This window comes from Methylophilus sp. YYY-1, from assembly GCF_029132825.1.
Classification (GTDB): Bacteria; Pseudomonadota; Gammaproteobacteria; order Burkholderiales; family Methylophilaceae; genus Methylophilus; species Methylophilus glucosoxydans.
This window is the reverse complement of sequence record NZ_WOVG01000001.1, coordinates 901,264-926,389: the sequence shown is the minus strand read 5'-3', so window position 1 is coordinate 926,389 and position 25,126 is coordinate 901,264. Positions and strand designations below refer to the sequence as shown.

Below are 25,126 nucleotides of genomic sequence, written 5' to 3'. Positions count from 1 at the left end.
CTAATGAATTAATTAACAATTTCTGGGAGCGATTATGACAATATCAATCGTGCAAGCATATAGCCCGTTAGGGTCATCGGACTATCGGGCGTTTAAAAACGGAGTCAAGTACGGAATATAAAGTAGACTGCCCCCATCATACATAAGCCTGCCCACAGGTAATCCCACTTGAGTGGCTGCTGCATGTACATGACGGCAAACGGGACGAATATCACCAGTGTGATGACTTCTTGCAGAATTTTGAGTTGCGCCAGGTTGAGTTGGGTAAAGCCAATCCGGTTGGCGGGTACCTGAAAACAATATTCAATCAGGGCGATGCCCCAACTGATGAGAATGGCGATCCAAAGCGGTTTTTGATGCAGGTCTTTCAGATGTCCATACCAGGCAAACAACATGAACAAGTTGGCCGTGCAAAGAAGCAGGATGGTTTTAATCAGTGTGAAAGACATGCAACATCAGGCAAGAAAAGGTGACTTGGGAAAAGTCACCGGATCATTGAAAAAAGTTTAAATTGCGGCTTCGCCAGTTTCACCAGTACGGATACGGATCACTTGTTCGACGGAAGAGACAAAAATCTTGCCGTCACCGATTTTACCGGTATGGGCGGCCTTGATAATGGCTTCGATCGCACTGTCTACCATGTCTGAGCCTAGAATCACTTCAATTTTGATTTTTGGCAGAAAGTCGACGACATATTCTGCGCCACGATATAACTCGGTGTGACCTTTCTGGCGACCAAATCCCTTGACTTCGGTGACTGTCAGTCCATTGACGCCAATCGCAGATAACGCCTCACGCACTTCGTCCAGTTTAAAAGGCTTAATAACGGCTTCTACTTTTTTCATATGTGCTCCGTGGATAAATCTCTCAATGGCATTTTACGCAAGCAGTGCTTTTTATACAAATGTCCTGTGCATGCCTCACAAGGCCTTGCGTGTCGCGCACTTAAAATGACAGGTTACAGGTGATCGGGTAGCGACGGTCCTTGCCAAAGCCGCGCTCTGTAATCCTGACACCCACTGCCGCTTGCCGCCGCTTGTATTCATTGCGATCAATCAGGCGGGTCACGCGCTGCACATCACTGGCGGTATACCCCATTTCGATGATACGCGCGATGCTCAGGTCTTTTTCGACGTAGGCTTCCATGATGGCATCCAAGACCTCATAGGGCGGTAAGCTGTCCTGGTCGGTCTGGTTTTCTCTGAGCTCGGCACTAGGGGCACGTGTGATAATCCGCTCAGGGATCACCCGGCTCAGGCCATTGCGGTAGGTTGCCAGCTTGTAAACCAGGGTTTTGGGTACATCTTTGATCAAGGCAAAGCCACCCGCCATATCACCGTACAAGGTGCTGTAGCCGACAGCGGTTTCTGATTTGTTGCCAGTGGTAAGCACCAGGCTGCCAAACTTGTTACTGATGGCCATCAGTAGCATGCCACGGATGCGGGCCTGCAGGTTTTCTTCGGTGGTATCAAAAGACTTGCCGGAAAACTCCTCAGACAAGGTCGCACAAAATCCTTCAAATAGCGGTTTGATGGGTAATACGCTGTACTCAACCTCAACCAGTTGTGCCATTTCAGCGGCATCTGCCACGCTGATGCCGGCGGTAAATTCAGAGGGCATCATCACCGCTTTGACGCGCGCTTTACCCAGCGCATCCACGGCGATGGCGAGTGTGAGGGCGGAATCTATGCCACCGGACAGGCCCAGCACCACGCCGGGGAATTTGTTTTTATTGACATAGTCACGCAGACCCAGTACCAGCGCTTTATATACGGCGGCTTCGGTGCTCAACGGCGCCGTAATATCGGTGGCCAAGGGGGTCGTGCCGTCTATGGTCAGGTAAGCCAGCCCGGCTTCAAACATGGGCAGCTCTTGCACCAGTTCTCCCAACCGGTTCATGCTAAAAGACGCGCCATCAAACACCAGTTCGTCCTGGCCGCCGACCATGTTGGTATAGATCATGGGTAGCCCGGTTTCACGGATGCGGTCGCGCAATACCTCGTAACGTGTCTGTTGTTTGTGCAGATGGTAAGGTGAGGCATTGATCGTCAGCAGTACTTGTGCCGAAGCTTGCAGGGCCTGCAGGGCCGGGCCTGACTCCCAGCTATCCGCACAGATCAGCACCCCATAGCGTACGCCATGCCATTCAAACACCACGGGCAATTGACCCGCCTCAAAATAGCGCTCTTCATCAAAAACGCTGTAGTTGGGCAAGTGATGTTTATGGTAAGTTGCCTGTATCCTGCCAGAATGGATCACCGAAGCCGCGTTATAGCGTTTGCCTGCCACTTCATCAGGATGTCCAACAATGACTGCCATGTCGTGAGGCAGGTGCTGCACCAGCCAACTGAGTGCCTGCGTGTTGGCGTGATAAAAATCCTGCCTGAACAGCAAATCTTCTGGAGGGTAGCCGCATAAAGCCAGTTCCGGCGTTAGCAATAGGCGTGCACCCGCTCGATAAGCCTCTTCGGCTTGCGCCAGAATGTGTTCCGCATTTTGCTGCATGGCACCGACCATGCAGTTCATTTGAGCAATTGCAAGTTTCATCTGCTTTTCATTCAGGATGGGCTGCAGGGCTTAATACTTGCCACCCGCAGCCTTGATCAGTTCTACCATGGCCGGGTTTTGGCCTTTGAGGGCATAGACATAAGCGGTCAAACCGTATTGATCACGTGTTTTGACATTGGCCTCATGTTCAAGCAGCAATCGCGCCATTTCCGGCGCATTGTTGCTCACCGCCAGGTGCAGCAAGGGCGTGCCTTCGCTGTCTTTCTGGTTGGCATCTGCTTCATGCTCAAGCAGTGTTTTGGCTGCTTCAAGCTGATTTTTCTTCACCGCCCAGGTCAGTGCTGTCCAGCCATGCTCATCTTCCTCATCCACTTTGGCACCATGTTCTGCCAAATAGGTCACGGCGGCGGCATGGCCCTCTCGGGCGGCAATCATGAGCGCAGTGGTGCCCAGCTTGTCTTTGAGATTGGCGTCAGCGCCTTTGGTTAATACCGTGGTAATGGTGGGTACATCACCACTTTTGGCCGCATACATGAGCACAGTTTTCCCATCCGAAGACCGCACATTAGCATCAAAACCACGCGCGATAATCAGGCCCACCAGTTCGCTGTAGCCGGAGGTGGCCGCCAGGCCGAGGGCGCTCCAGCCGGCCGGGTCACGGGCTTTAACATCGGCACCTTTTTCCATCAGCATTTTGGCGGCATCCAGATTATTTTTCTTGGCCGCAAACATGAGTGCTGTCCAGCCACCCTGATCTTTGGCATTAATGTCGGCGCCACCGGCTAACAACTCGCGGATCACTTCCGCCTGGTTTTTACGGGCGGCATACATGATGGGCGTCAGTTTGTCGCCATCGGTGACATTCGGGTTGGCGCCGCTTTTTAACAAGGCTTTGACCGTGGCCAGGTCGCCTTTGGCGGCGGCAATGAGCAGGTAAGACACTTCATCATCGCGAAAAGGCGCGCTGTCCTCGGCCATCTGTTTTTTGCTGGCGGCCTCAGCAGACAGGCCAGGCCAGGTGAGGCCAATCAGCAGTACGCTGCTAACAATGATGCCTGTCCAGCGATGGTGAGCCTGTAAGCAACGATACATGCCAGTTCCTTTATGCGTTTGCGCGTTGAATGGCCGCGAGGACGGCCTCACCCAGACCAGCAGGGGAGGCTGCAACAACACAGCCAGCTGATTCCAGGGCGGCAATCTTGTCTTCTGCACGGCCAGAACCACCGGAAATAATTGCCCCGGCATGGCCCATACGTTTGCCTTTAGGGGCGGTTAAGCCGGCAATATAAGCAGCGACCGGTTTGGTGACATGGTGTTTGATGTAGTCAGCCGCTGCCTCTTCATCACTGCCACCGATTTCACCAACCATGATGATCGCCTCTGTTTCCGCGTCTTTCTGAAAGAGTTCCAGGCATTCAATAAAGTTCAAGCCTTTGATCGGGTCGCCACCAATGCCGACACAGGTGGTCTGGCCCAGGCCCAGGGCCGTGGTCTGATGGACAGCCTCGTAAGTCAGGGTGCCAGAACGTGACACGACACCGACCTTACCACGTTTGTGGATGCTGCCCGGCATAATGCCGATTTTGCATTCGTCCGGCGTGATCACGCCTGGGCAGTTTGGGCCGATCAGTTTGGTGCCATTGGCGCGCAGCGCCGCTTTGACATTGAGCATGTCCAGAGCCGGAATGCCTTCGGTGATACAGACAATGAGCTCAATGCCTGCGTCTGCGGCTTCAAGGATGGAGTCAGCGGCAAAAGGCGGCGGCACGTAAATCACGCTGGCATTGGCCTCGGTTTCCTTCACGGCTTCGCGCATGGTATTGAATACGGGTAGCTCCAGATGGCGCTGGCCCCCTTTGCCTGGCGTCACGCCACCCACCATTTTGGTGCCATAAGCCAGCGCTTGTTCGGAATGAAACGTCCCTTGTTTGCCGGTAAAGCCCTGGCACAATACTTTGGTATCTTTATTGACTAAAATCGCCATGACTACACACCCTTGTTCACTGCGTTGACTGCTTGCTGGGCGGCATCGGTCAGCCCTTCTGCAGAAATAATATTCAGGCCACTCTCACGCAGCATCTGCTTGCCCAATTCGACATTGGTCCCTTCCAGCCGCACCACGACCGGAATGGTCATGCCCACCTCTCTGACTGCGGTGATAATGCCGGTGGCAATGATGTCGCAACGCATGATGCCGCCAAAAATATTGACCAGAATCGCTTTCACATTAGCGTCAGCCAGGATGATTTTGAAGGCCTTGGTCACGGTCTCAGCTGTGGCGCCGCCGCCGACATCCAGAAAGTTGGCAGGCATGCCGCCATGCAGCTTGATCAAGTCCATGGTTGCCATGGCCAGGCCAGCGCCGTTCACCATGCAACCAATGTTGCCATTTAAGGCAATGTAATTGAGGCCGCTATGATGGGCCTCCGCTTCTTTGGCATCGTCTTGTGACCAGTCACGGATCTCTGCAAACGGTTTTTGACGGTAAAGTGCGTTGTCATCTACCGTCATTTTGCAATCCAGCGCCACCAGTTTTCCTTCAGCGGTTACAATCAGCGGGTTAATTTCGAGCAGTGACAAGTCATTGTCTTTAAACAATTTGTACAGGCCTTTGGCCAGCTTGGTAAACGCGCCAATCTGGTCACCACTCAGACCCAAGCCAAACGCCAGGTTGCGCGCCTGAAAGTCCACCAGGCCATTGAGCGGGTCACAGACTTCCTGCAGGATTTTTTCTGGCTGGGTAGCCGCAATCTCTTCAATATCCATGCCGCCTGCGCTGGAAGCAACCATGACCACGCGTTCCAGCGTGCGGTCTACCAGCATCGAAAGATAAAGCTCACGTGCAATCGGCAGGGTTTGCTCCACCAGCACCTGATGCACGGGTTGGCCATCCGGCGCATTCTGGTAAGTCACCAAATGCTTGCCAAGCAGGCTACCTGCCACGGTTTGCGCTTCTAATGCAGATTTAACCACTTTGACGCCACCCGCTTTGCCGCGACCGCCGGCATGCACCTGGGCCTTGACCACCCAGGCTTCACCGCCCAGTTCTTTGGTGGCTGCCGCAGCGGCTTCTTCGGATTGAACGACCAGGCCAGCCGGTGTGGCCAAACCATATTTTTGCAGGAGTTGTTTGGCTTGGTATTCGTGCAGATTCATGAAAATTCAGAGGTTTTGATAGTTAAGCATCTATTTTCGCGCAAATACCCTATCAAGGCTAGACTGCAAATAAAAAAACCGCACAACTGTGCGGTTTTTAAACGTATTTAACGCGATAGCGTTAACGAATGCGTCGTCGCTTATAAGTCCTGCGCCCAGGCATTGCCGTAGACTTTGCCATTGCGGGACAGTACCAGCATTTGATACATGCTGATCACCCACATGTAACTGGAGGCCAGGCTGTAGCCAATGCCACCGATAATCGTCAACCAGGCAAAGTGTGGTGACAACTTGGTCAGCCACCACGACATCACGTCCATAATCAGAAAAGCAAACGGGAAGGCGATGGCAATGATTTTGGCAGGTTTGGGCACATTCACGGCAAAACTGAAAATCAGGCCGATAAAAAAGAAAATGAAACTGATGCCAAACAGGTGTATATGCGACACCCGCGTCAGGCCGCTGATCGTTGCGCCCTCATTCACCTCTGCGCGCGCCTTAACTTCATCATAGTTGTTAAAGTTGGGGATGCCGGGGATGTTGCTGTGGCACATGACGCAATGCTGCGCAAACACCTGCTTGAAGTGTGATTCCCACTGGTCTTGTGGCGCGCCTTGTTGCGCCCATTTGATAATGTCCTGGCGGACCTCCAGGGGTGCCTTGTCAGACATGGAGCCATTAAGTTTGCTCGCCAGTTTGGTGCCACTGCGGTCACCGTAATAACTGTAAACAATATCGTTCACGGACAAGCCGAATTTGCCATCGGCCATGCCGTGAGTGAGCATTATTTGCAGGCCAGCCATACACAGGCCGACGCCAATCACGAGCAGATAACCAATAAACAGGGCTTTAAGCGGTAAGGGCAGGTTAGGCAGGTTCAGCCATGGCAGCGTTTGTGCGTCTTGTTTCATTGTAATCCCTAGGGTGTTGAGTTTAACCAGTTTTAATTTTTGCCAAGCATATCATTGCCGGGGGCAATCCAAAAACAGAAATACTCCCAAAAAAGCACGCTTATCAATGCGATGCACGGGCAACTGCTATAATCCAGTCTTTTAATCGACGGTAGTGATCATGCGTTTAGTGGTTCAAGGGCCGGCCATCACCATGGCTCATCTTTCCCATCTTCATGGCCTGGTGGGCGGGCATGCGCAGTTTATGCAAGTGGGCGAACATGCCTACTATTTGCCGGTGCCAGAAGCGGATTATCTGGAAGTGAAGGCTTTTTGCGCCAGTCAGCAGATAGACTGCACGCTGGTGCAAGACACTCATAGGCTGCAACACATGGGCTTGTGCGTCATGGATATGGACTCCACCCTGATCTCCATTGAATGCATTGATGAAATTGCCGACATGATGAACCTCAAACCGCAGGTCGCCGAGATCACCGAAGCCGCCATGCGTGGCGAGCTGGATTTTTCTGCCAGCTTGCGCAAGCGTGTGGCCTTGCTCAAAGGTTTGCCAGCGACGGCATTGCAACGCGTGATTGATGAGCGCCTTCGTTTTAATCCCGGCGCGCAAGCCTGGATCAATACCTGCAAGCAACATGGCATCAAAACCATGGTCGTCTCTGGCGGCTTTACCTTTTTTGCCAACCACGTCCAACAGACCTTGGGGCTGGATTACGCGGTCTCCAACACGCTGGAAATCATAGACGGCAAACTCACCGGCCAGGTCCTGGGTGAGATCGTCGATGCCCAGCGCAAAGCCGATGAACTCACTAAACTGCGTGATCAGTTGGGCCTGTCGGCCGCACAAACGATTGCGATTGGTGACGGTGCCAACGACCTCAAAATGATGGCGGTTGCCGCGGTGGGCGTGGCTTATCACGCCAAACCAGTGGTGCAACAGCAAGCCATGTATGCGCTCAATGTGGTGGGGCTGGATGGCGTAGCGAGCTTGCTATCGGTCTAACTCATCTGCACGGTTGCTCCATGATTCCAGAATTCTGCGCTCGAGTCATCGCCACCTACATAAAGCGTTCAAGTGTGGCTTGGGCGCTTTTTATTTAGCCGAATGAGGCCTGCGCTCGTCCACAGGCGATGCCTTGAGTTTTTTGATGATGCGATTTGTCGCGTATTGAATGCTTTTCGGGATAGGCGCTTATAATAAATAGTTGATTTATTTTGGTTTTTTTGAAAATAACATTTGCTATTGTGGTGCATAAAGCGCATAGTGGTTGCACGCGACGTTCAAGCATTGTTGTTTTCTCTGGTGGTATCTTCTGGTTCTCTCGTTAATCCCGCTTACTTGTGCCTCGCCCTCCAAGGGGTTTCCCTTTCATTTTTTACAAAGGATTTAGATATGGCTACAGGTATTGTCAAATGGTTTAACGATGCAAAAGGGTTTGGTTTTATTACTCCAGATCAGGGTGGCGATGATTTGTTCGCTCACTTTTCCGAGATTCAATCAGCAGGTTTTAAAAGCCTGGCGGATAACCAGCGCGTTTCATACAACGAAACGACTGGCCCTAAAGGCAAACAAGCTTCTGCGATTCAGGTGATTGCATAGTCACGCCTGACTAAGTGGCGCAGTAAAAAGCCCGGTTTCGGGCTTTTTTCATTATTGAAAAAGGAATCGCATGGCTAAAGAAGAATTGATTGAAATGCAGGGCGCAGTGACTGAAGTGTTGCCGGATGCGCGCTATCGCGTGACGCTGGACAATGGGCATCAGTTGACTGCCTACACCGGCGGCAAAATGCGCAAGCACAAAATACGTATTTTGGCGGGCGATAAAATCACCATCGAAATGTCGCCTTACGACATGGGCAAGGGACGTATTACGTTCAGGCATCTGCCGCCCAGAAGACCTGCTTGAGTCCACCTGCCGCTCTTTTCGGCGTGCAGTTGATCTTGCTCAGCTAGAAAAAAAGCCCCTTGCGGGGCTTTTATCGTTGATGGCATCACGCTGATCGCGCTTAGTAGTCCATCTCAGGCATCGCAGGCGTTTTTTTGTCCTCTTTGGGCAATTCGGCCACGGTCGCATCGGTGGTCAAAATCAGCCCGGCAATCGAGGCGGCATTTTGCAGCGCGGTGCGAGTCACTTTGGTGGGGTCGACCACACCGGTTTCCACCATATCCACATATTCACCTGTCGCGGCGTTGTAGCCGGTGTTACCCGTTGCCTCAAGCACTTTGGTGATGACCACAGAAGGCTCTTCTCCGGCATTTTTCACAATCGCGCGCAAGGGTTCTTCGATTGCGCGCAACACGATGCGGATGCCAGCATCCTGATCATCATTATCCCCCTTGAGGGCACCGATACGGCTGCGAGCCCGCAGTAAAGCCACACCGCCGCCAGGGACGATGCCTTCTTCCACCGCAGCGCGGGTTGCATGCAGGGCGTCATCGACACGGTCTTTTTTCTCTTTCATTTCGACCTCGGTGGCCGCACCGATTTTAATCACGGCGACACCACCGGCCAGTTTGGCCACGCGCTCTTGCAGTTTTTCCTTGTCGTAGTCAGAAGTGGTCTCCTGAATTTGGGTTTGAATAGACTGCACACGGGCTTTAATCTTGGCTTGGTCGCCAGCGCCATCAATGATCACGGTGTTTTCTTTGTGTATTTCAACCCGTTTTGCACGGCCCAAATGCTCGATGCTGACTTTCTCCAGTTGCATGCCGGTTTCTTCTGAGACGACGGTGGCCCCGGTCAGGATGGCAATGTCTTCTAGCATGGCTTTGCGACGATCACCAAAGCCTGGCGCTTTGACGGCAGCTACTTTGAGGATGCCACGCATGCTGTTGACGACCAGTGTCGCCAGCGCTTCGCCTTCCACGTCCTCGGCAATGATCAGCAAAGGCTTGTTGGTTTTGGCTACGTTTTCCAGCGTCGGCAACAAGTCGCGGATATTGCTGATTTTCTTGTCATACAACAAAATCATCGGCTCATCCAGCGCCGCCACCTGTTTGTCCGGATTGTTCACAAAATAGGGGCTGATGTAGCCGCGGTCAAATTGCATGCCTTCCACCACATCCAACTCATTTTGCAGTGACTTGCCTTCTTCTACCGTAATCACGCCCTCCTTGCCAACTTTTTCCATAGCATCGGCGATGATCTGACCAATGGCGGTATCCGAGTTGGCAGAAATAGAGCCTACCTGGGCAATCTCTCTATTGGTGGTGATGGCTTTAGACATCACTTTGAGCTCATCCACCAACGCAGCCACCGCTTTGTCTATGCCGCGTTTGAGGTCCATCGGGTTCATGCCTGAGGCCACCGACTTCATGCCTTCTTGCACTATCGCCTGCGCCAGTACGGTGGCGGTAGTCGTACCGTCACCTGCGACATCCGCGGTTTTAGACGCGACTTGTTTCACCATTTGCGCGCCCATATTCTCCAACTTGTCTTGCAACTCGATTTCTTTGGCGACCGAAACACCATCTTTGGTAATCACCGGGGCGCCAAAACTGCGTTCCAGCACCACATTGCGGCCTTTGGGGCCCAGGGTGACCTTGACCGCATCGGCCAGGATATTCACGCCTTTTACAATTTTTTGACGGGCGTGGTCATGAAACTTCACATCTTTTGCTGCCATGGTTCAATTCTCCTTTCTCTCTTAGCAACGAAGTGATTAAGCGACTTTTTTGAGATCGGCAGAGGCGGGTTCAATCACACCGAGAATGTCTTCTTCGCGCATGACTAATACCTCTTCGCCATTGAGTTTGACTGTTTGTCCGGCATATTTACCAAATAAGACATGGTCACCGATCTTCACTGCCAGGGCTCTCAGGCTGCCATCTTGAAGGGACTTGCCGCTCCCGACAGCGATGACTTCGCCTTGCTCGGGTTTTTCTGCAGCCGTGTCTGGGATCACAATGCCGGAAGCGGTCGTACGTTGTTGTTCGACTCGCTTGACTATGACGCGGTCATACAGGGGACGAATATTCATGTTCAATTCTCCTTAGCGAATAAGTTCAACAAAAACCACCACTGGAGACGTTTGCAGACGCAACTGGCAATCATGCCTCCAGTGGCGAAAAGGTATCAGCAGAGTTGCTGATACCGTGAAAATAGGGATGCGCAAAAAAATTTCAAGAGGGCTAGAGCGCTCTTTTTTTGACTAGAAACTGATTCACCAATTGGCTGATTTCAAACTTGCGGAAATGTTTTTTGATCGTGACTGCATAGAAATTCTCAAAAATCCCTTCCAGTTGCGTGAAGGATTTGAGCACACCGTTTTTTAACTCGTCTTTAACCACCACCTCCGGCATGACGGTGAGTGCCCGGCTGTCACGCGCTAACAGCCGCAACATCGCCATGTCATTCGCTTCGGCCACGATGTGAGGTTCTAGGTGATGCAAGGCGCACAAGCCATCAAAGGCCGCCCGAATCGGGCTGTCCTGATTGGGCAAAATCCAGTTGTACTCCGCATATTTGGCCGAAAATCCGTGTTTGATCTCAATCTCTGCCGGGCCGATCACACTGATGGGTTGCCGATCTAGCAGAATACACTCCCATAACTGGTCAGTATTGCCTCTCACCTCGATATTGGTGAGCGCCAGGTCTATCTGGTGATTCGAAAGCGCATTGAGCAAGTTGGTTTGCCCGCTGGCAGAAATTTCGAGTTTGATCTCCGAGTGATTCAGTAATGGCTCCACAAAGCTCTCGATGAAGTTTCTGGACATGGTAGAGAGCACACCAATCCGCAACGTTTGACTCTCAGACGCAATACCTTTTCTCAGCAGGTTTTCGAGTTCTATTCCTTTGGTAAAAATCGAATCTGCATAGGAAAACGCCAAATTACCGAACTCCGTCAACACCAGTTTACGCCCTTGTCTTAAAAACAATGCGCAGTCCAGGCTTTCTTCCAGTTGCCTGATCTGTGAAGACAGCGCGGATTGCGAGATATGCAATTTTTCTGCTGCCTTGGTCAAGCTACCCACTTTCACGATATGCCAAAAATATTGCAAGTGATGATAATTGAGTCTCGCCATATATAAATAAAATAGAACATAAAATTAATATTTATATATTTTACCTAATTAAAATCATCCGTCAAAATCTGCATCACCCGCTATTTGGTTTTTTAATATAGTTAGATAGGTGAAATGGTGATGATGAAGCGGCTTGAAATTGATGGTCGAACAGTGACGGTTTATCCCAAGAACGTAGAAATAAATGGTGAGGAGGTGGTTACCCAGGGCGAAATTCTAATTGAATTACTGCCTGAAGTCTGGGCGCCAATAGAGGGTGAGCCGACGACAAGCGCGTCGGTGCAAGAGGTGGTCACCCAACAATCTGTAGCGATTGATGGGCCTACCTCCGGTTAATCTTTATCTTCTATTAAAGTGTGTTTTATGTTCTGTTTTATCAATGTATTTTTTGGTCATGAAAGGCCGTGTTAATGGACGTTGTCATTTATTTTGCACTGGTACCCGGAGCCATTATGTGGCTGGCTGGGCTGCTGAGTGGAGTACTACCGTGGCAACATGACCGTGGCTGGCAACTGTTTAAGCATCTGCTCAGCGTGGCGCTTGTGGCGGCGGGTATATCCGCCGCAGTCGTGTGTCTGCATGTCCAGTCGTTGCCTGGCAATTTTTTCAGTGCGTTTGGCATTGCTGTGTCCCCTCTGCAGGCGCTGATGGCTTGTTTGGTGCAATTGCTGGGGTGGGTGATCGGACATTTTTCTGCCAGATACCTCGAAGGTGAGGCCAATCAGAAAAGCTTTGTCACCGCTTTAAGCCTGGTCCTTGCCAGTGTGCATGTGCTGCTGATTGCTGATCACTGGTTGTTGTTTGTCGCGGCATGGTCAGCCATTGGCGTTTGTTTAAAGCACTTGCTGTGTTTTTATGCAGACCGTCCGTTTGCACTGTTGGCTTCGCACAAAAAGACCGTGGCGGATGTGTTGGCGGATAGTCTGTTGCTGCTGACGGCCATGATCGCCTATGTTGAAACTGGAAGCGTACAGATTTCAGTCTTTCTTTCACATGTCAGCATGCATGGCTTGTCGCAGCTCAGTAGCTGGTGTGCCATGCTGCTGGTGGCGGTGGTCATTTTAAAAACGGCATTACTGCCGGTGCATGGCTGGTTAATCCAGGTGATGGAAGCACCGACGCCTGTTTCTGCCTTGTTACATGCCGGCGTGGTGAACCTGTCTGGTTATGTTTTGATCCGCTTTGCCCCCTTGTTCGAACAGGCAACACTGGCCAGACATGTATTGTTAGCGGTTGGGCTGGTGACATGCCTGTTTGCCTCGCTGGTCATGTTTACCCGGGTCAGTATCAAGGTCAGGCTGGCATGGTCCACCGTGGCACAAATGGGCTTCATGATAGTGGAATGCGCGCTGGGGCTATACACCTTTGCGGCGCTGCACCTGATCGGACACTCGATTTACAAGGCTTATGCCTTTTTGTCCGCCGCCGACATTGTCACACACACACGCTTGCAGCAGATGGCGGGTAAAGCGGCCTTTGCCAAGTTGAGCATGTTGCTTGCCCCGGTGTTGACCATGTTGATTGTGTTCGGGGTACAGGCGGTCTCGGGGACCCAGCTGTGGCCAGCCTGGTGGAGCCTGATACTGGCGCTGGCCTGGGCTCCAGTGTTGTGGCAGCAGGTCGGGCAGGCAGTGACTCTGCGCCTGCAACTGCAAGCCTTGCTATTTGGCAGTGTGCTTGCCATGGGGTTGACCGCCGTTAGTGTGGTATTTCACCTGCTTCCCCTCGGGATACACGATCAGCCTTCCCCTACGGGCGGATGGATAAGTGTGCTGGCCATGCTCATGCTGTACCTTGCCACGACCATGATCCAGCAGATGCCTGCGCGGTTGGCTGTGCTGCATCGCTCAGTCTATGCCGGGTTTTATCTGGATGAGTTTTACACGCGATGGGTCTTGCGTTTATGGCCGGTTAGTTGGGGCAAAAGCACGCATGCCAATGACTAGGCGCGCTTCTGAAATGAATGGATAAGGAACCAAAAGATGTTTTTTATTGAAGACCAAGTATTCCCAGGGCGTCACCATGGGCAAACACAGTCTATCCGTGAGCAGGTGATAGACCAGGCCTGCCAGCGTGCGTGCGACAGTATTGCGCCTACCTGGCCGCTGGATCAGTCGATTGCAGTCAACCCGCATTGGAAAAGAGTCCACTTGCCAGTGAGGACTGTAGCGGCACGCATGGCTGTGCTAGGCGATCTGCAAGTGTTTCCGGCCAGAGGTCATCTGTTACATGCCTGGCAGCAAGGACGCATGTCTGCACAGGACTTAACCCAGGCCATAACACAACTCGGGCTCAGGCAGACCACTATTGCAGAGGCAGTGGCCCAGCTATCGGCGCCGCTTGCCATTACCCAATTACCGCTATTGATTGATGTGCTCGATGACGATGCCCAGCGGTTTCAGCGCTTGACCTGGCGCGATGCGATTACGCATCAGGTCAGCCAGACTTGTGCCGCGTATTTTGACCGGGACCAGTCAGACTGGCAGCCTGAGCGTGCAGGTGGCTTGTACCAGTTCTGGCGTGACATGATCGTGCATGACCATGGCATCGGTGTGTTGATGGGCTTGCCCAACATCCATCAATTTCTGGATTATTTGCCACGCAATCGCCAACAGGCTGAACGCTGGGTGGTCGAGGCGCTGGGCCTGGATGAGGCCGTGCTGGCCGATTATTTTGAGGCGGTATTGCTCACGGTGAATGGCTGGGCATCCTGGTGTGCTTATCTGGATTGGCAAGCCAGATTACAAGGCCAGAGTGATGACAGCTTGCGTGATTTGCTGGCGATTCGGTTGGCATGGGGCGTGATTTTAATGCAATGCAAAGGCCTCAATGCAACCAACAGCGCCATTAGGGTCATCCAGCAAAAATGGCAGCATGTGGCTGAAAAGATTCAAGCTGCAGAACAGGCATTGCAAGTGGATGAGGTCTGGCAACTGGCACTGGAAATCGGTTATCAGCGCCAGCTGGCGCAACAACTGAGCCAGATGCCGGAGGCTGCAACACCGACACCCACGCCACTGATTCAGGCCGCATTTTGTATTGATGTGCGCAGTGAACCGATCCGGCGGGCAATAGAATCATTGTCACCCAATATACAAACGCTGGGCGCGGCGGGCTTTTTTGGCTTGCCGATTGCCTATCAGCCTTTTGCTTCCGACTATCAGCGTCCACAGTTGCCAGGTCTGCTGGCCCCTAGCTTAACTGTCCGTGATCAAGTCCTTGTCGGTTCAGAGGCGATAAGCGAAGTGGCACAGGCCGGTAGCAAAGCGCTACAGCTAAAAGTCGGCCAAAAGCGGCTCAGCAATTTTATGCTGTCTGGCCAGGTCAGCCGACTGAGCAAATATCCTGGAGCGGCCTTTTCGCTGGTAGAGAGCGCGGGCCCACTGTTTTTGAAACCCTTGTTAGCCATGATCAAGCCGCAATTGCATGCCCGCAGTTCGCTTGATCAACATGGCTTGCCGAAAAAATACCGCGCATTGACCCGGCCTCAGTTACAAGCTGTGAGCGTGGTCGAAAAAGCCGAGCTTGCTGCGCGGGTACTCAACAGTTTAGGCCTGACCAGCGGATTGGCGCCGCTGGTATTACTGGTGGGGCATGCCAGCCAGAGCAAAAACAATGCACATGCCTCCAGCCTCGATTGCGGCGCATGTTGCGGACAGTCTGGCGAGGTAAACACGCGTGCCTTGGCCGCTGTGCTCAATGATGTCGAGGTGAGGGCGCAGCTGGCAAGTATGGGCATGGCGATCCCCGCCGAAACCTGGTTTGTTGCCGCCTTGCACAACACTACCACACAAGCGTTGCAAGGCTTTGATCTTGATCTGCTGCCAGCCGCAACGCACACTCGCTGGCAGCAAGCGGCTGAACTGTTTACCGCTGCCGGTGAAGTTGTACGGGGACAGTTAGCCTCTACCTCAATGCAGTCAACAAAAGCCATCGATGCCGGTCGTTTGTTCAAAGCTTTTCGCCAGCGTGCCAATGACGCTGCGCAGACCCGGCCGGAATGGGGCTTGGCCAACAATGCGGCATTTATTCTGGCTCCCCGGGCGCGTACCAGACATTTGAATTTGGCCGGGCGGGCATTTTTGCATGAGTATGATGCGGCGGCGGATATTGAAGGGGCGTTATTGGAGCAACTGATGACGGCCCCCATGCTGGTGACGCACTGGATTAACTGGCAGTACCATGCCTCGACCTGTGAGCCAGTCAAGCTTGGGAGCGGAAACAAGCTGTTACACAACGTCGTCGGTGGCCGCATCGGCGTGTTTGAGGGCAATGGCGGTGACCTCAGAATCGGTCTCTCCAAACAGTCATTGCATGATGGCCAGCAGTGGATGCATGAACCGCTCCGCTTGACGGTGGTCATTGTGGCAAGCCGCAGACAGATTGACCAGATTATCGGCAGGCATGCGGTCATTAGCCACCTGGTCAACCATGGCTGGTTACACCTGTGGTGTGAAGAGGAGGGGCAACGTTGGCGGTATGTTGCCGGGCAATGGCAGGCACTGGATTTTGCTGAAATGACGCAGCCCGTTTGAGTCTGTCATCATCTTGTCAGTATGCATGCCTGAGGTCGTTTACTAAAGACCGGTGATGGATGCATGCTGGCAAGTGAGTGATTTTTTAGCTATCTTGGGTCAGGTGAGCGAGCCAGGCTAAAACAGTCTTCAGCCACGGTTGGTAGCCCTTCAAACAAGGGCTTGGCAAAATAATAGCCTTGAAACAGGTCGATGCCAAAATCGACCAGTACCGTCAGTTCAGCGCGGGTCTCGACGCCCTCTGAAATCACCTCGATATTGAGTCCGCGACACACATCCAGGATGCTTTTCACAATCAGTTGTTTGGTTTTATTCTGGTCTATGTCGCGGATCAGGTTCATGTCCAGTTTGATAATGTCTGGCTGCCATTCAGCCAGTAAGTTCAGGCCAGAATAACCCGCGCCAAAATCATCAATCGCGGTCAGAAATTGATGTTTTTTGTATTCGGTAAAAATGTTTTTTAAATGCGCATGGTCGGTGATTTTTTCTGCCTCGGTCACCTCAAACATGATGCGCTTTTTATCAAAACCGAGTTCATCACACACGGCGAGCGTGGATTGAATACAGTTTTCAGGGTTGTAGACTGCGTTTGGTAAAAAATTGATGGACAGAATCTGGTCAAAATGTAACTGATTGGCGAGCCTGATGGCTTTTGAGCGGATGGTTTGATCAAAGCTATGGATACTGGAGGCGTCAATTTGATCCAGAATAAACGCCGCGGGCTGGTTTTCCAGGCCACGTACTAATGTTTCATATCCCCAAATCTGTTTGTGCTCGAAGGCAATAATGGGTTGAAACGCCATTGAAAAGTCTATCCCCAGGTGTTGAGGATTGCATTTTCCACATTGCATTTAGGGTTCTCCTGTACGCAGTCACCAGCTTCTTGCTACCTGATGGGATGCGGTCATTCCAGCTATGCGATGAAACTCAAAAATAAATTTAATACTTTAGGGATAGTAATACGCACCGGTGCAGCTTGATCAGTTGAAAAGCATTATATTTGATGCTCATATAATTCAACAAAGCATGTATATGTATGCTGTGCTGATCCGCTCACGACAATTCCTACGCACTGCAATCCCCATTCAAATAGGCGAGCTCAATATCGGTGAAGCCGGCAAGCTTGCGTGCTGCAAGATTGAAGGGTGGGCGCAGTTTGGGCGCATGGTATTGTTGGCGTAATTGCTCAAAGGTATCCACCAGGTCGAGCCGACGTTGATCACACAAATAGCCAAACCAGCGATTGCCTATCGCGACATGGCCGATTTCATCGCGCAGGATAATATCGAGGATGGCGGCGGCGGCCTGGTCGCCAGCTTGTAACAGTTTTTGTTTGAGGGGTGGGGTGGCATCCAGGCCACGGGCTTCCATGGTGCGTGGGACGAGCGCCATGCGGGCCAGGACATCGGCCTGGGTTTTTTCGACCATCTCCCACAGGCTGTTGTGACCATCAAAGTCGCCGTAATCAAAGCCCAGCTGCTGCAGATGTTGGCGCAGTAGCGAAAAATGATAAGCCTCTTCTTTGGCCACTTGCAGCCAGTCGCGATAATACGCTTCAGGCATGTCGGCAAAGCGCCAGACCGCATCCAGGGCCAGGTTGATGGCATTAAATTCGATATGCGCCAATGCATGAATCAAGGCGGCGCGGCCTTCGGCCGTGTTCATGGCTCGGCGCTGCACTTTGGCCGGCGGCACCAGCGCCGGGCGCTCGGGCCGACCGGGAATACTCTGGCTGTCTGCGGATAATGCCTGCTGTGGCCGGATTTTCAGCGCGCCAGTGAGGCAGGCTTGCCACAGGGCAGCGACCTCAAGACATTTTTGTTGCGGGTCCCTTAGAGTCAGGGTTTGCAGGGCGCGGGTTCTCAGGCAGTCGTTCGTCATAGCGTTCGAATTTTACCGTGAATTGGCTGCCAATGTGACCACTGACAGGATGTGCCAGCCCCGGAGTGACTGTGATGCTGGCGTTATGGTGTTCGGCAATTTCGGCCACGATAGCGAGCCCCAGGCCGCAGCCATTGCCCTGATTCGGGTCCAGACGGTGAAAACGCTCAAAAACCAGGGTGGTTTGATCGGCAGGAATGCCAATGCCACTGTCTGCCACTTCCAGCACCAGAAATTTGCCCGCTTGCAATAAACGGATCTGCAACAGACCTTGTTTGGGGGTGTATTGAATGGCGTTTTCCAGCAGGTTGTTTAAGAGTTCAGAGAGCATGAGCGCATCGCCCAGCACCTGATCCTGCTGGGTTTCAATCATGACATCGAGCTCTAACTGTTTGTTGCTGGCTGGCCCAATCCAGCGCGCGCATTCATCTGAAATGATTTTAGTGAGTGACACTGGCTGAAATTGCAGTTGCGAAACAGCAGCATCGGTTCTGGCCATGGTCAACAGCCGCTGTATAAGGTGTGACAAGCGGGTGGTGCTGCGCAGCATGTAATTGAGCGGCTCTTGAATGGCCTCAGGCGGTTGGCTGCGCAAGGCGAGTTCAGCCTGGGTTTGCAGTCCGGCAATCGGTGTGCGCAACTGGTGTGAGGCATCGGCAATAAATTGCTGCTGCTGTTGCAAGCCTGCCTTGACCCGTGCGAGCAGCGCATTCATCGCTTGCAGCAAGGGTTGCAGTTCGTTTGGCGTCGCTTGCGTATCAAGCGCGCTCAGGTCACGGTAAGAGCGTTGGTGCAAAGATTCCCTGAGGTCTTGCAAGGGTTTGAGGGCAAAATAAATGCCCAGCTCAATCACAATGGCAGCCAACAACATCATGAGCACTTGCGGCAACAGCATTTCTTCGACCATTTCGGCCACCATGGCATCCCGTTTGCCCGTGGTCTCGGCCATGCTGATCAGAATGTTGCGCGCATTGGCCGCTTCGCTCTCTGGCAGGCCAAAGGTTACGGCGCGGATCGCTTCGCCCTTGTAGTGGCTGTTATAGTAAACCTGCTGGTTGCCCGCAGGCAGTTGCTTGGGTAAGGGTAAATGCGCTTCGCCAAACACCAGTTTACCCTTGGGGTCGCTGATCTTGATGTAAATGTGATCGCCTTCGTTATAGCTGAGCAAATGGCTGGCGACCTCGGGGATCTCAATTTTGACTTGATTGTGGCTGTCAATAATCACCTCATCTGCCAGCGCGAGCACGGTCCGCAACAAGGCCTGGTCGTAGGCCTGTGTGGCGTAGAGCAGGGCGCGCGAGTAAGACAAGGCGGCAGAAACGCCCAGCACAACCAGCATGGGCAGTAACAGCCACAAGCGTAGCTGGCTTTTGAGTGAAAGCGGGGGCATCATGGTCTGCTCACCCTTTAGGACTGCGCATGTTGTTCGGCTTCCAGCATATAGCCCAAGCCACGCACTGTGCGGATATTGGCGCCACTGGGCTCAATTTTTTTGCGCAGACGATGGATATACACTTCAATGGCATTATCGCCCAGTGTTTCATCCCAGTTGCATAACGATTCCATGATTTGCTCTTTGGCAATAATTTTACCCATGCGCATCATCAACGTTTCTAGCAAATGCAGTTCGCGTGCAGACAGGGTGACTGGTTGGTCATTGATGGTCGCTAGTTTGTTGGCGACATCCAGTTTCAAGTTGCCGCATTGCAGTGGCAGGTTATTACCCAGCTTGCTGCGGCGGATCAGGGCACGCACCCGCGCTTCGAGTTCTTCAAGGTGGAACGGCTTGGTGAGAAAATCATCGGCGCCGATATCGAGCGCTTGTACGCGTGTCGCCACATCTTCTCGCGCGGTTAAAATGAGGACGGCAATCGGGTTGGCTTGCTGGCGCAGGTGCGACAATATCGTCATTCCGTCCATGGTGGGCAAGCCTAAATCCAGAATCACCAAATCATATACATCATCATTAATTGCCCGTAGAGCTTGCTTGCCGTCTGTCACGTGGTCAACGGCATATTCCGCTTGCGTCAATGCACGTACCAGACCGTTTGCAATCACCAAATCATCTTCCACTATTAATAGACGCATCGCTTTCACCTGCTGGTTTGAATACGCTCAGTTTACCTCAATGCAAGCCGGATTGACGGGTTGTAAGCTTGGTGCAAGGCGCGCGTAAGTTAGCTGTAAGGCCCGAGGCGTATCGTGTGAATCGTTGACAGCGCAGAAGTAAAGACGCTGACCAAGAAACACTAAGGGTCAAAGGGTTGGAACCTGATAAGGAGTGATCATGAAAAAACGCATGTTGCTGATCATAGGAATGACAGGATATTTACTTTCGATGCCCGTGTGGGCGGGGACAAATCCCTCACCACATGACCAGGTAGAAATGCAAAGGCATCTGAAAATCGCCAAACACGCTGGTGCGCAGCCAGCGGTCAGTTCCCAAAAGGAGATTGACAAAAAAACTGCGCAAACCAAGTAACTGTGAAGTTGCCTAAGCGCGCTGAATTCCCTGCAGCGTCGTTTAGGCAATCAGCGGTTTCGTGTGTATCCTCTCACTTTAACCACGCTCTGCGTGGTTTTTTTTGCCTGTTGCAAGCCACAAAAATGCCAGGCCACGGCCCGGCATCCCTGCTGATTAGCGCAAAGGAAGAATATCCAGTTCGCCTGCTTTCATATCTGGCACTAGCAGATGATGGTCATCCTGGCTAAGCGCGATGTCGGCTGCAGATTGGTAACCTTGCTTGATCAAGGTAACTTTATGTTGTGCATCCACCTTGAAAATCTTGCCGGATTTCCAGTCGCTGACATAAATCGTGCCATTGGCCTGCCTGACCAGGCCATCACCGCCGCTAAATCCGCGTGCCATCTCTTGCAGTGATTTGCCTGCCAGGTCGTAGCTGTATAGCACCCCCGAGGTAAAGTCGACCAAAAGCAGGTGTTCGCCCTTGGCATCGGCCAGCAAACCATTTGGCGCCAAAATGCGCTCATCGATCTTGCCATCCAGCAGCAGGGTTACCTGGCGTTGCGGGGTCACTTTGTAAACGGCACCACCTTTTCCTGTGCCCAAAATGTCGCCGCTATCGCTGATATACAGATTGCCATTGGCATCTGCCGCCAGATCGTTGAGGAATTGTGGCGGTTTGGTGAACTCGTTGGCAGATAAAAACACTTCTGCAACCGCGCCCGGCTGATTGAGCGCGACGCGCAGTACCCGCGTTTTGTCCGCAATATACAAGTCATTGGCAATAATCACCAGGCCTTTGGGGTCATCCAGCCCTTGCACCAGGACGGAGGACTGGCCATGGTCCAGTACACGGATTTGCCCGTCGCCATCCTGGCCAAAGCCATTGATTTCTGACACATAAATTTTGCCATCGGCCGCTTGTACGACGGACTCGGGCGTCAGCAGACCTTTAACCGGCTCCAAGCCATGTGCTTGACCATGGCAGCTGACCAACAAGAGACCACTCGCCAGTAGACTGCCGAGCCAGACAGAGGACGTTACATGGGTGAATTGCATGATAGGTTCCTAGAAAAAAGCTTTAGGTTGTGACAGCGTATCAATGCTGTTGCACAAGGCTTGGTAGGTTTGAATTGGCGCGTCCACCACGGATTGCTGATACAGCGGGTTTTGCTGAATTTGCTGAATTACCTGATCAAATGCCTGCTGGTAAGACTGTCGGGTAAAGTTTTCCACATTGTAGGTGAGCCAGCCACGGGATTGGCCTAGGCCCTTGATTGTCATCAACGGTTTGCCAAGGGCACTGTCAGCGCCGGCATTGTTGTAAACTCTGGCCGTAATCTCGCTATAAAACACCCCAGTTTGCGGGTTGTAAAACATATTCGGTTCAATGACAACCAAGGCCTGGCCCTGTGCCTCGGCCTTGCAGCTCGAGGTGGTGTAGTGCTGTGCCTGGAATGTGTTCAAGCCAACGGATTCTGCGATTTCAGCCCGGTTATGCCAGTAATTTAAATAGGGATTCAACAAGCGAACTGGATGCTGGTAAAAAGACTCTGGCACCTGAATGACCAATGAAGGCTGGGCACCGGCCTGGGTGACAGGCGTCAAAGCCAGGCACAGGGCGCCGCTTAAATACGTTAAAAGACGTTTCATTTCAATCTCCTCAAACAATTCACCCAGACCAGAACGGGTCTGTGGCATAAATTTTTTATTGCAGCGTTTTCTCACGGATACGGTAAATCCAGCCGGTCAGGTCATCACTCACATAGAGCCAGCCATCCGTGCCGACGATCACGTCTACCGGTCGGCCCCAGGCCTGATTGTCTTGCAGCCAACCCTCAATGAATGTGACGGTTGCGACAGGTTGTTGGTTCCTGAATTGTACACGCAGCAAGGCGTAGCCGCTGGGCTGTTTGCGGTTCCATGAACCGTGCAGCGCAACAATGGCATCCTCACGCATTTCTGCGGGAAGCCGGCTGTGCTGTAAAAAAGTGATGCCTATCGGTGTGCTGTGGGCGGGGAGTAGCAGGGCGGGCGCCTGCGATTGTTGGCAGGTTCCTGCTGCTCCTGGCATATTTGGGTCTGCAAACAGCTTGCCTGGTTGTGCCGGATCGCCCCAGCAATAGGGCCAGCCATAGGATTTTCCGCCTTCAATCTGGTTCAAGTGCTCAGGTGGCAGGTCATCATCAACGGCGCCATGAGCCTGGCTGCTGCGATTGTCGGCACCATTGTTGGTGGCAAACAGCGCACCTGTTTTTGGATGCCAGGTGAATCCCTGTGTGTTACGCAGTCCGGTCGCCCAGACCGCGCTTTGGGCATGCCAGCCCAGCGTGACCAGCGCACCGGCAGGTCGGCCATCTGCGGCAAAGCGCAGTAATGTGGCGCGTAGCGGGTTGTCTTCCACACAGACATTACAGCTGGAGCCCACGTTGACAAAGACATAGCCATCTGGCGATACCTTGACGGTTTTGAGGGGGTGGCCGCCACTGGGCAAGTTGCGGATAAAAGGCTGTGGCGGCCCCCAATGGCTGTCTTGCCAGGGCAATTTCACCACGCTGGTTTGCTCCGCAACCAGCAGGTCTTTTCCTAGCAGGGTGAGGCCTTGCGGGCCATTGAGTCCTTGTGCAACCACCTCGGCATGGCCCGTTTGGTCTAGCCTCAGAATACGGCCAGTATCCGCCAGACTCACCAGTAACTGACCTTGCGGATCCAGCGCCAGCATGCGAGGCATGCCCCAGGCGCTCACATCACTAAAGCGCTCGATTTGCAGCCCGGCAGGCGCCTTGAGATTGCGCAGGGCGTCTGTCGCCAGAGGTTGCGCGGTGGCAGTATGCAAACTGGTTGCCATGCCCAGGCTGATCAGCATCAGGCCAGCCAACAGTGACCGCTGTTCTCTGACAGCACTGAGCGCGGCAGTCATCATGTCAGCGTATCTGCCCAGATATTCTGCGCCCAGGCCTGGGCATATTCCCCTTCCTGCACGCTGGCCTTGGCTGAAACGCCGCCGCCCTCTGCAGACACCATGCTTTTCTTAACAGAATCATAACGATAAACATTGGCGACATGCATGGCCTGCTGGTCATCGACAAAGCTGTAGCAGGTATTGGCAAACACCGGCAGTGGATTGGGCACGTGACCGCTTTGCATGGCAATGATGGCTGCCGCACACACCTTGGCCTGTGAGGTCGCCATATGGGCGGATTTGGGCAAGCCAGCAGAAATACTGTCACCGATAATATGCACGTCCGGTTGCAGCGTAGAGGCATAGGCGACAAAGTCCACCTCACACCAGCGCTGATCCACATTGACCAGCCCAGCCACTTGCGCAACCTTGCCTGCCAGCTGCGGCGGGATGACATTCAGGACATCGGCCTTGACCGATTCAAAGTCAGTTTTGACTGTTTTGCTCACCGGATCCAGCTGCAGAATGGTACTGTTGTTGTGGTATTCAATCAGGTCTTTGTATGCGCCCTGAAAACTCTGCAAAAACAAGCCTTTTTTCGACACTATATCGGCATTGGCATCCAGAATAACGACTTTGCTACGCGGTTTGTGCTGCTTGAAGTAATGCGCGACCTGGCAAGCGCGCTCATAGGGGCCGGGCGGGCAGCGATAAGGGCCGGGCGGGATGGACATCACAAATACGCCGCCATCCGGCATCTGTTCCAGTTGCTGCCGTAATTGCAAGGTTTGTAGGCCGGCTTTCCAGGCATGGGGGATGTCGGTCACTGGCGTGGTCATGCCGGTGATGCTTGCGTAATTGAAATCAACGCCGGGGGCCAGAACCAGGCGGTCATAATGCAGATGACCGCGCGTCAGCTGTACTTGTTTGTTGGTCAGATCAACACTGGTGACCGTGTCTTGTACCCAGTCGATGCCATGCTGTTTGCGTGACAACGCATAGCTAAAACTCAAGTCGTCCAGTGTGCGGCTGCCGCCCAAGACCAGATTGCTTTGCGGGCAGGAAATGAACTGTGGATTCGTTTCGATCACAGTGACTTTAAGATTGCCCATGCTCCAGTCGCGTAAATATTTGGCGGCCGTGAGCCCTGCAAAGCCTGCACCAACCACGACAACATGACCAAGCGGTGGTTTGCTCGCGCGTGCAAACGCAGGCAGACCATAAAAGGCCAGACCGCCATAGACGATGGAACGCACAAATTGTCTGCGGCCATTGGGCGTCAGGGGAGCTTGTTCAAATGCGGCGGTCATCACTGTCTCCCTAAAAAAGATTGCTTGGGCAAGGCGGGAGGCGTCTGTCTGGGTTGTTGTGCAAAATAGGCCGCCAAGTCCGCAATCTCTTCTGTTGTGAGTCCTTTGGCATGATGGTGCATCACCGTCGCGCTGACCGAGCCGTCTTTAAAGCCCTGCATGCGCTGGATAAAATAGGTTGGATTGAGCGCAGCCAGTGTCGCTGTGCCGCCCAGGCTGTTGCCGGCCGGGCCATGGCAGGCGGCACAAGATGCTGCCAGCGTTCGGATCGCCTGCGGGTCTTGCGCATGCGCGCAGAGGCCGGCGCAGGCAAGATAAATGAAAAACACACTGCTGAATAATGACTTCATGCTACCCCCGTCACACATGATGAATTTGAGCTCACATTATTCTGAATGGGCATGGTGATGTGAGTGACTGCGGTTACACAGTGGAT

The 25,126-nt window shown here is 52.8% G+C and carries 26 protein-coding genes; 7 read left to right on the top strand and 19 right to left on the bottom strand.

The window, feature by feature from the left end:
* Positions 1–104: 104 nt before the first annotated feature.
* The 7 genes from GOC95_RS04380 to GOC95_RS04350 all read right to left on the bottom strand — a co-directional run bounded on the left by GOC95_RS04380 (position 105) and on the right by GOC95_RS04350 (position 6,575).
* Positions 105–449 carry a DMT family protein gene (locus tag GOC95_RS04380; RefSeq protein WP_275356012.1) on the bottom strand — a complete coding sequence of 115 codons (345 nt, stop codon included), beginning with the start codon at positions 447–449 and terminating at the stop codon, positions 105–107.
* 57 nt (positions 450–506) lie between these two features.
* Positions 507–845 (bottom strand): P-II family nitrogen regulator, encoded by a 339-nt coding sequence (locus tag GOC95_RS04375; RefSeq protein ID WP_275356010.1) that lies wholly within the window; start codon positions 843–845, stop codon positions 507–509.
* Between the two features lie 100 nt (positions 846–945).
* The gene (locus tag GOC95_RS04370; protein WP_275356008.1) at positions 946–2,547 is read right to left on the bottom strand and encodes an NAD+ synthase; all 1,602 of its coding nucleotides are present in this window, start codon (positions 2,545–2,547) and stop codon (positions 946–948) included.
* Between the two features lie 30 nt (positions 2,548–2,577).
* Entirely contained in the window at positions 2,578–3,600 is a 1,023-nt protein-coding gene (locus tag GOC95_RS04365) for an ankyrin repeat domain-containing protein (RefSeq protein ID WP_194748317.1), read from the bottom strand.
* A gap of 10 nt (positions 3,601–3,610) precedes the next feature.
* Complete coding sequence (gene sucD / locus GOC95_RS04360) at positions 3,611–4,492, bottom strand: succinate--CoA ligase subunit alpha (RefSeq protein ID WP_194748316.1); 882 nt, start codon at positions 4,490–4,492, stop codon at positions 3,611–3,613.
* Between the two features lie 2 nt (positions 4,493–4,494).
* The gene (gene sucC, locus GOC95_RS04355; RefSeq protein WP_194748315.1) at positions 4,495–5,664 is read right to left on the bottom strand and encodes an ADP-forming succinate--CoA ligase subunit beta; all 1,170 of its coding nucleotides are present in this window, start codon (positions 5,662–5,664) and stop codon (positions 4,495–4,497) included.
* 140 nt (positions 5,665–5,804) lie between these two features.
* Positions 5,805–6,575: an elongation factor-1 alpha gene (locus GOC95_RS04350; protein ID WP_194748314.1), complete on the bottom strand. Its 771-nt coding sequence runs from the start codon at positions 6,573–6,575 to the stop codon at positions 5,805–5,807.
* Positions 6,576–6,735: 160 nt separating this feature from the next.
* On the opposite strand from GOC95_RS04350, the gene serB reads away from it, so the two are divergent.
* The 3 genes from serB (at position 6,736) to infA (ending at position 8,479) form a co-directional block, all read left to right on the top strand.
* Positions 6,736–7,575 carry a phosphoserine phosphatase SerB gene (gene serB, locus GOC95_RS04345; protein WP_275356003.1) on the top strand — a complete coding sequence of 280 codons (840 nt, stop codon included), beginning with the start codon at positions 6,736–6,738 and terminating at the stop codon, positions 7,573–7,575.
* Positions 7,576–7,965: 390 nt separating this feature from the next.
* A complete protein-coding gene (locus GOC95_RS04340) occupies positions 7,966–8,172 on the top strand; it encodes a cold-shock protein (RefSeq protein ID WP_194748312.1) in 207 nt (68 codons plus the stop codon).
* Positions 8,173–8,242: 70 nt separating this feature from the next.
* Positions 8,243–8,479 carry a translation initiation factor IF-1 gene (gene infA, locus GOC95_RS04335; RefSeq protein ID WP_018985872.1) on the top strand — a complete coding sequence of 79 codons (237 nt, stop codon included), beginning with the start codon at positions 8,243–8,245 and terminating at the stop codon, positions 8,477–8,479.
* A 100-nt stretch (positions 8,480–8,579) separates the two neighbouring features.
* Here infA and groL read toward each other — a convergent pair whose 3' ends face one another.
* The 3 genes from groL to GOC95_RS04320 form a co-directional block, all read right to left on the bottom strand.
* Positions 8,580–10,199, bottom strand: a complete 1,620-nt coding sequence (gene groL / locus GOC95_RS04330) for a chaperonin GroEL (protein ID WP_275355999.1) — start codon at positions 10,197–10,199, stop codon at positions 8,580–8,582.
* 36 nt (positions 10,200–10,235) lie between these two features.
* On the bottom strand, positions 10,236–10,553 hold the full coding sequence (locus tag GOC95_RS04325; RefSeq protein ID WP_275355998.1) for a co-chaperone GroES: 318 nt from the start codon (positions 10,551–10,553) through the stop codon (positions 10,236–10,238).
* Between the two features lie 151 nt (positions 10,554–10,704).
* Entirely contained in the window at positions 10,705–11,598 is an 894-nt protein-coding gene (locus tag GOC95_RS04320; RefSeq protein WP_194748309.1) for a LysR family transcriptional regulator, read from the bottom strand.
* A 120-nt stretch (positions 11,599–11,718) separates the two neighbouring features.
* Between GOC95_RS04320 and GOC95_RS04315 the strand changes: the two genes are divergently transcribed.
* From GOC95_RS04315 to GOC95_RS04305, 3 genes are all read left to right on the top strand, one after another.
* Complete coding sequence (locus tag GOC95_RS04315; protein WP_275355995.1) at positions 11,719–11,934, top strand: hypothetical protein; 216 nt, start codon at positions 11,719–11,721, stop codon at positions 11,932–11,934.
* Between the two features lie 74 nt (positions 11,935–12,008).
* On the top strand, positions 12,009–13,544 hold the full coding sequence (locus GOC95_RS04310) for an NADH-quinone oxidoreductase subunit L (RefSeq protein ID WP_275355993.1): 1,536 nt from the start codon (positions 12,009–12,011) through the stop codon (positions 13,542–13,544).
* A gap of 36 nt (positions 13,545–13,580) precedes the next feature.
* Positions 13,581–16,133 (top strand): DUF2309 domain-containing protein, encoded by a 2,553-nt coding sequence (locus tag GOC95_RS04305; RefSeq protein ID WP_275355992.1) that lies wholly within the window; start codon positions 13,581–13,583, stop codon positions 16,131–16,133.
* 89 nt (positions 16,134–16,222) lie between these two features.
* Here GOC95_RS04305 and GOC95_RS04300 read toward each other — a convergent pair whose 3' ends face one another.
* The 4 genes from GOC95_RS04300 to GOC95_RS04285 form a co-directional block, all read right to left on the bottom strand.
* Positions 16,223–16,936, bottom strand: coding sequence for an EAL domain-containing protein (locus tag GOC95_RS04300; RefSeq protein WP_275355990.1), 714 nt, complete (start codon positions 16,934–16,936; stop codon positions 16,223–16,225).
* 262 nt (positions 16,937–17,198) lie between these two features.
* The gene (locus GOC95_RS04295) at positions 17,199–18,014 is read right to left on the bottom strand and encodes a ferritin-like domain-containing protein (protein WP_275355988.1); all 816 of its coding nucleotides are present in this window, start codon (positions 18,012–18,014) and stop codon (positions 17,199–17,201) included.
* A complete protein-coding gene (locus GOC95_RS04290; protein ID WP_275355986.1) occupies positions 17,941–19,407 on the bottom strand; it encodes a sensor histidine kinase in 1,467 nt (488 codons plus the stop codon). Before GOC95_RS04290 ends, GOC95_RS04295 begins: the two co-directional genes overlap by 74 nt.
* Before the next feature lie 14 nt (positions 19,408–19,421).
* Positions 19,422–20,102 (bottom strand): response regulator transcription factor, encoded by a 681-nt coding sequence (locus tag GOC95_RS04285; protein ID WP_194748303.1) that lies wholly within the window; start codon positions 20,100–20,102, stop codon positions 19,422–19,424.
* A 199-nt stretch (positions 20,103–20,301) separates the two neighbouring features.
* On the opposite strand from GOC95_RS04285, the gene GOC95_RS04280 reads away from it, so the two are divergent.
* Positions 20,302–20,496, top strand: coding sequence for a hypothetical protein (locus GOC95_RS04280; RefSeq protein WP_275355984.1), 195 nt, complete (start codon positions 20,302–20,304; stop codon positions 20,494–20,496).
* Positions 20,497–20,652: 156 nt separating this feature from the next.
* Here GOC95_RS04280 and GOC95_RS04275 read toward each other — a convergent pair whose 3' ends face one another.
* From GOC95_RS04275 to GOC95_RS04255, 5 genes are read right to left on the bottom strand one after another with little or no spacing between them, the layout of a single operon-like run.
* The gene (locus tag GOC95_RS04275) at positions 20,653–21,537 is read right to left on the bottom strand and encodes an SMP-30/gluconolactonase/LRE family protein (RefSeq protein WP_275355982.1); all 885 of its coding nucleotides are present in this window, start codon (positions 21,535–21,537) and stop codon (positions 20,653–20,655) included.
* A 9-nt stretch (positions 21,538–21,546) separates the two neighbouring features.
* The gene (locus GOC95_RS04270; protein WP_275355981.1) at positions 21,547–22,131 is read right to left on the bottom strand and encodes a hypothetical protein; all 585 of its coding nucleotides are present in this window, start codon (positions 22,129–22,131) and stop codon (positions 21,547–21,549) included.
* 55 nt (positions 22,132–22,186) lie between these two features.
* On the bottom strand, positions 22,187–23,401 hold the full coding sequence (locus tag GOC95_RS04265) for a PQQ-dependent sugar dehydrogenase (RefSeq protein WP_275355979.1): 1,215 nt from the start codon (positions 23,399–23,401) through the stop codon (positions 22,187–22,189).
* Positions 23,398–24,690: an NAD(P)/FAD-dependent oxidoreductase gene (locus GOC95_RS04260; protein WP_275355977.1), complete on the bottom strand. Its 1,293-nt coding sequence runs from the start codon at positions 24,688–24,690 to the stop codon at positions 23,398–23,400. Before GOC95_RS04260 ends, GOC95_RS04265 begins: the two co-directional genes overlap by 4 nt.
* Entirely contained in the window at positions 24,690–25,040 is a 351-nt protein-coding gene (locus GOC95_RS04255) for a hypothetical protein (protein ID WP_275355976.1), read from the bottom strand. Before GOC95_RS04255 ends, GOC95_RS04260 begins: the two co-directional genes overlap by 1 nt.
* Positions 25,041–25,126 lie beyond the last annotated feature (86 nt).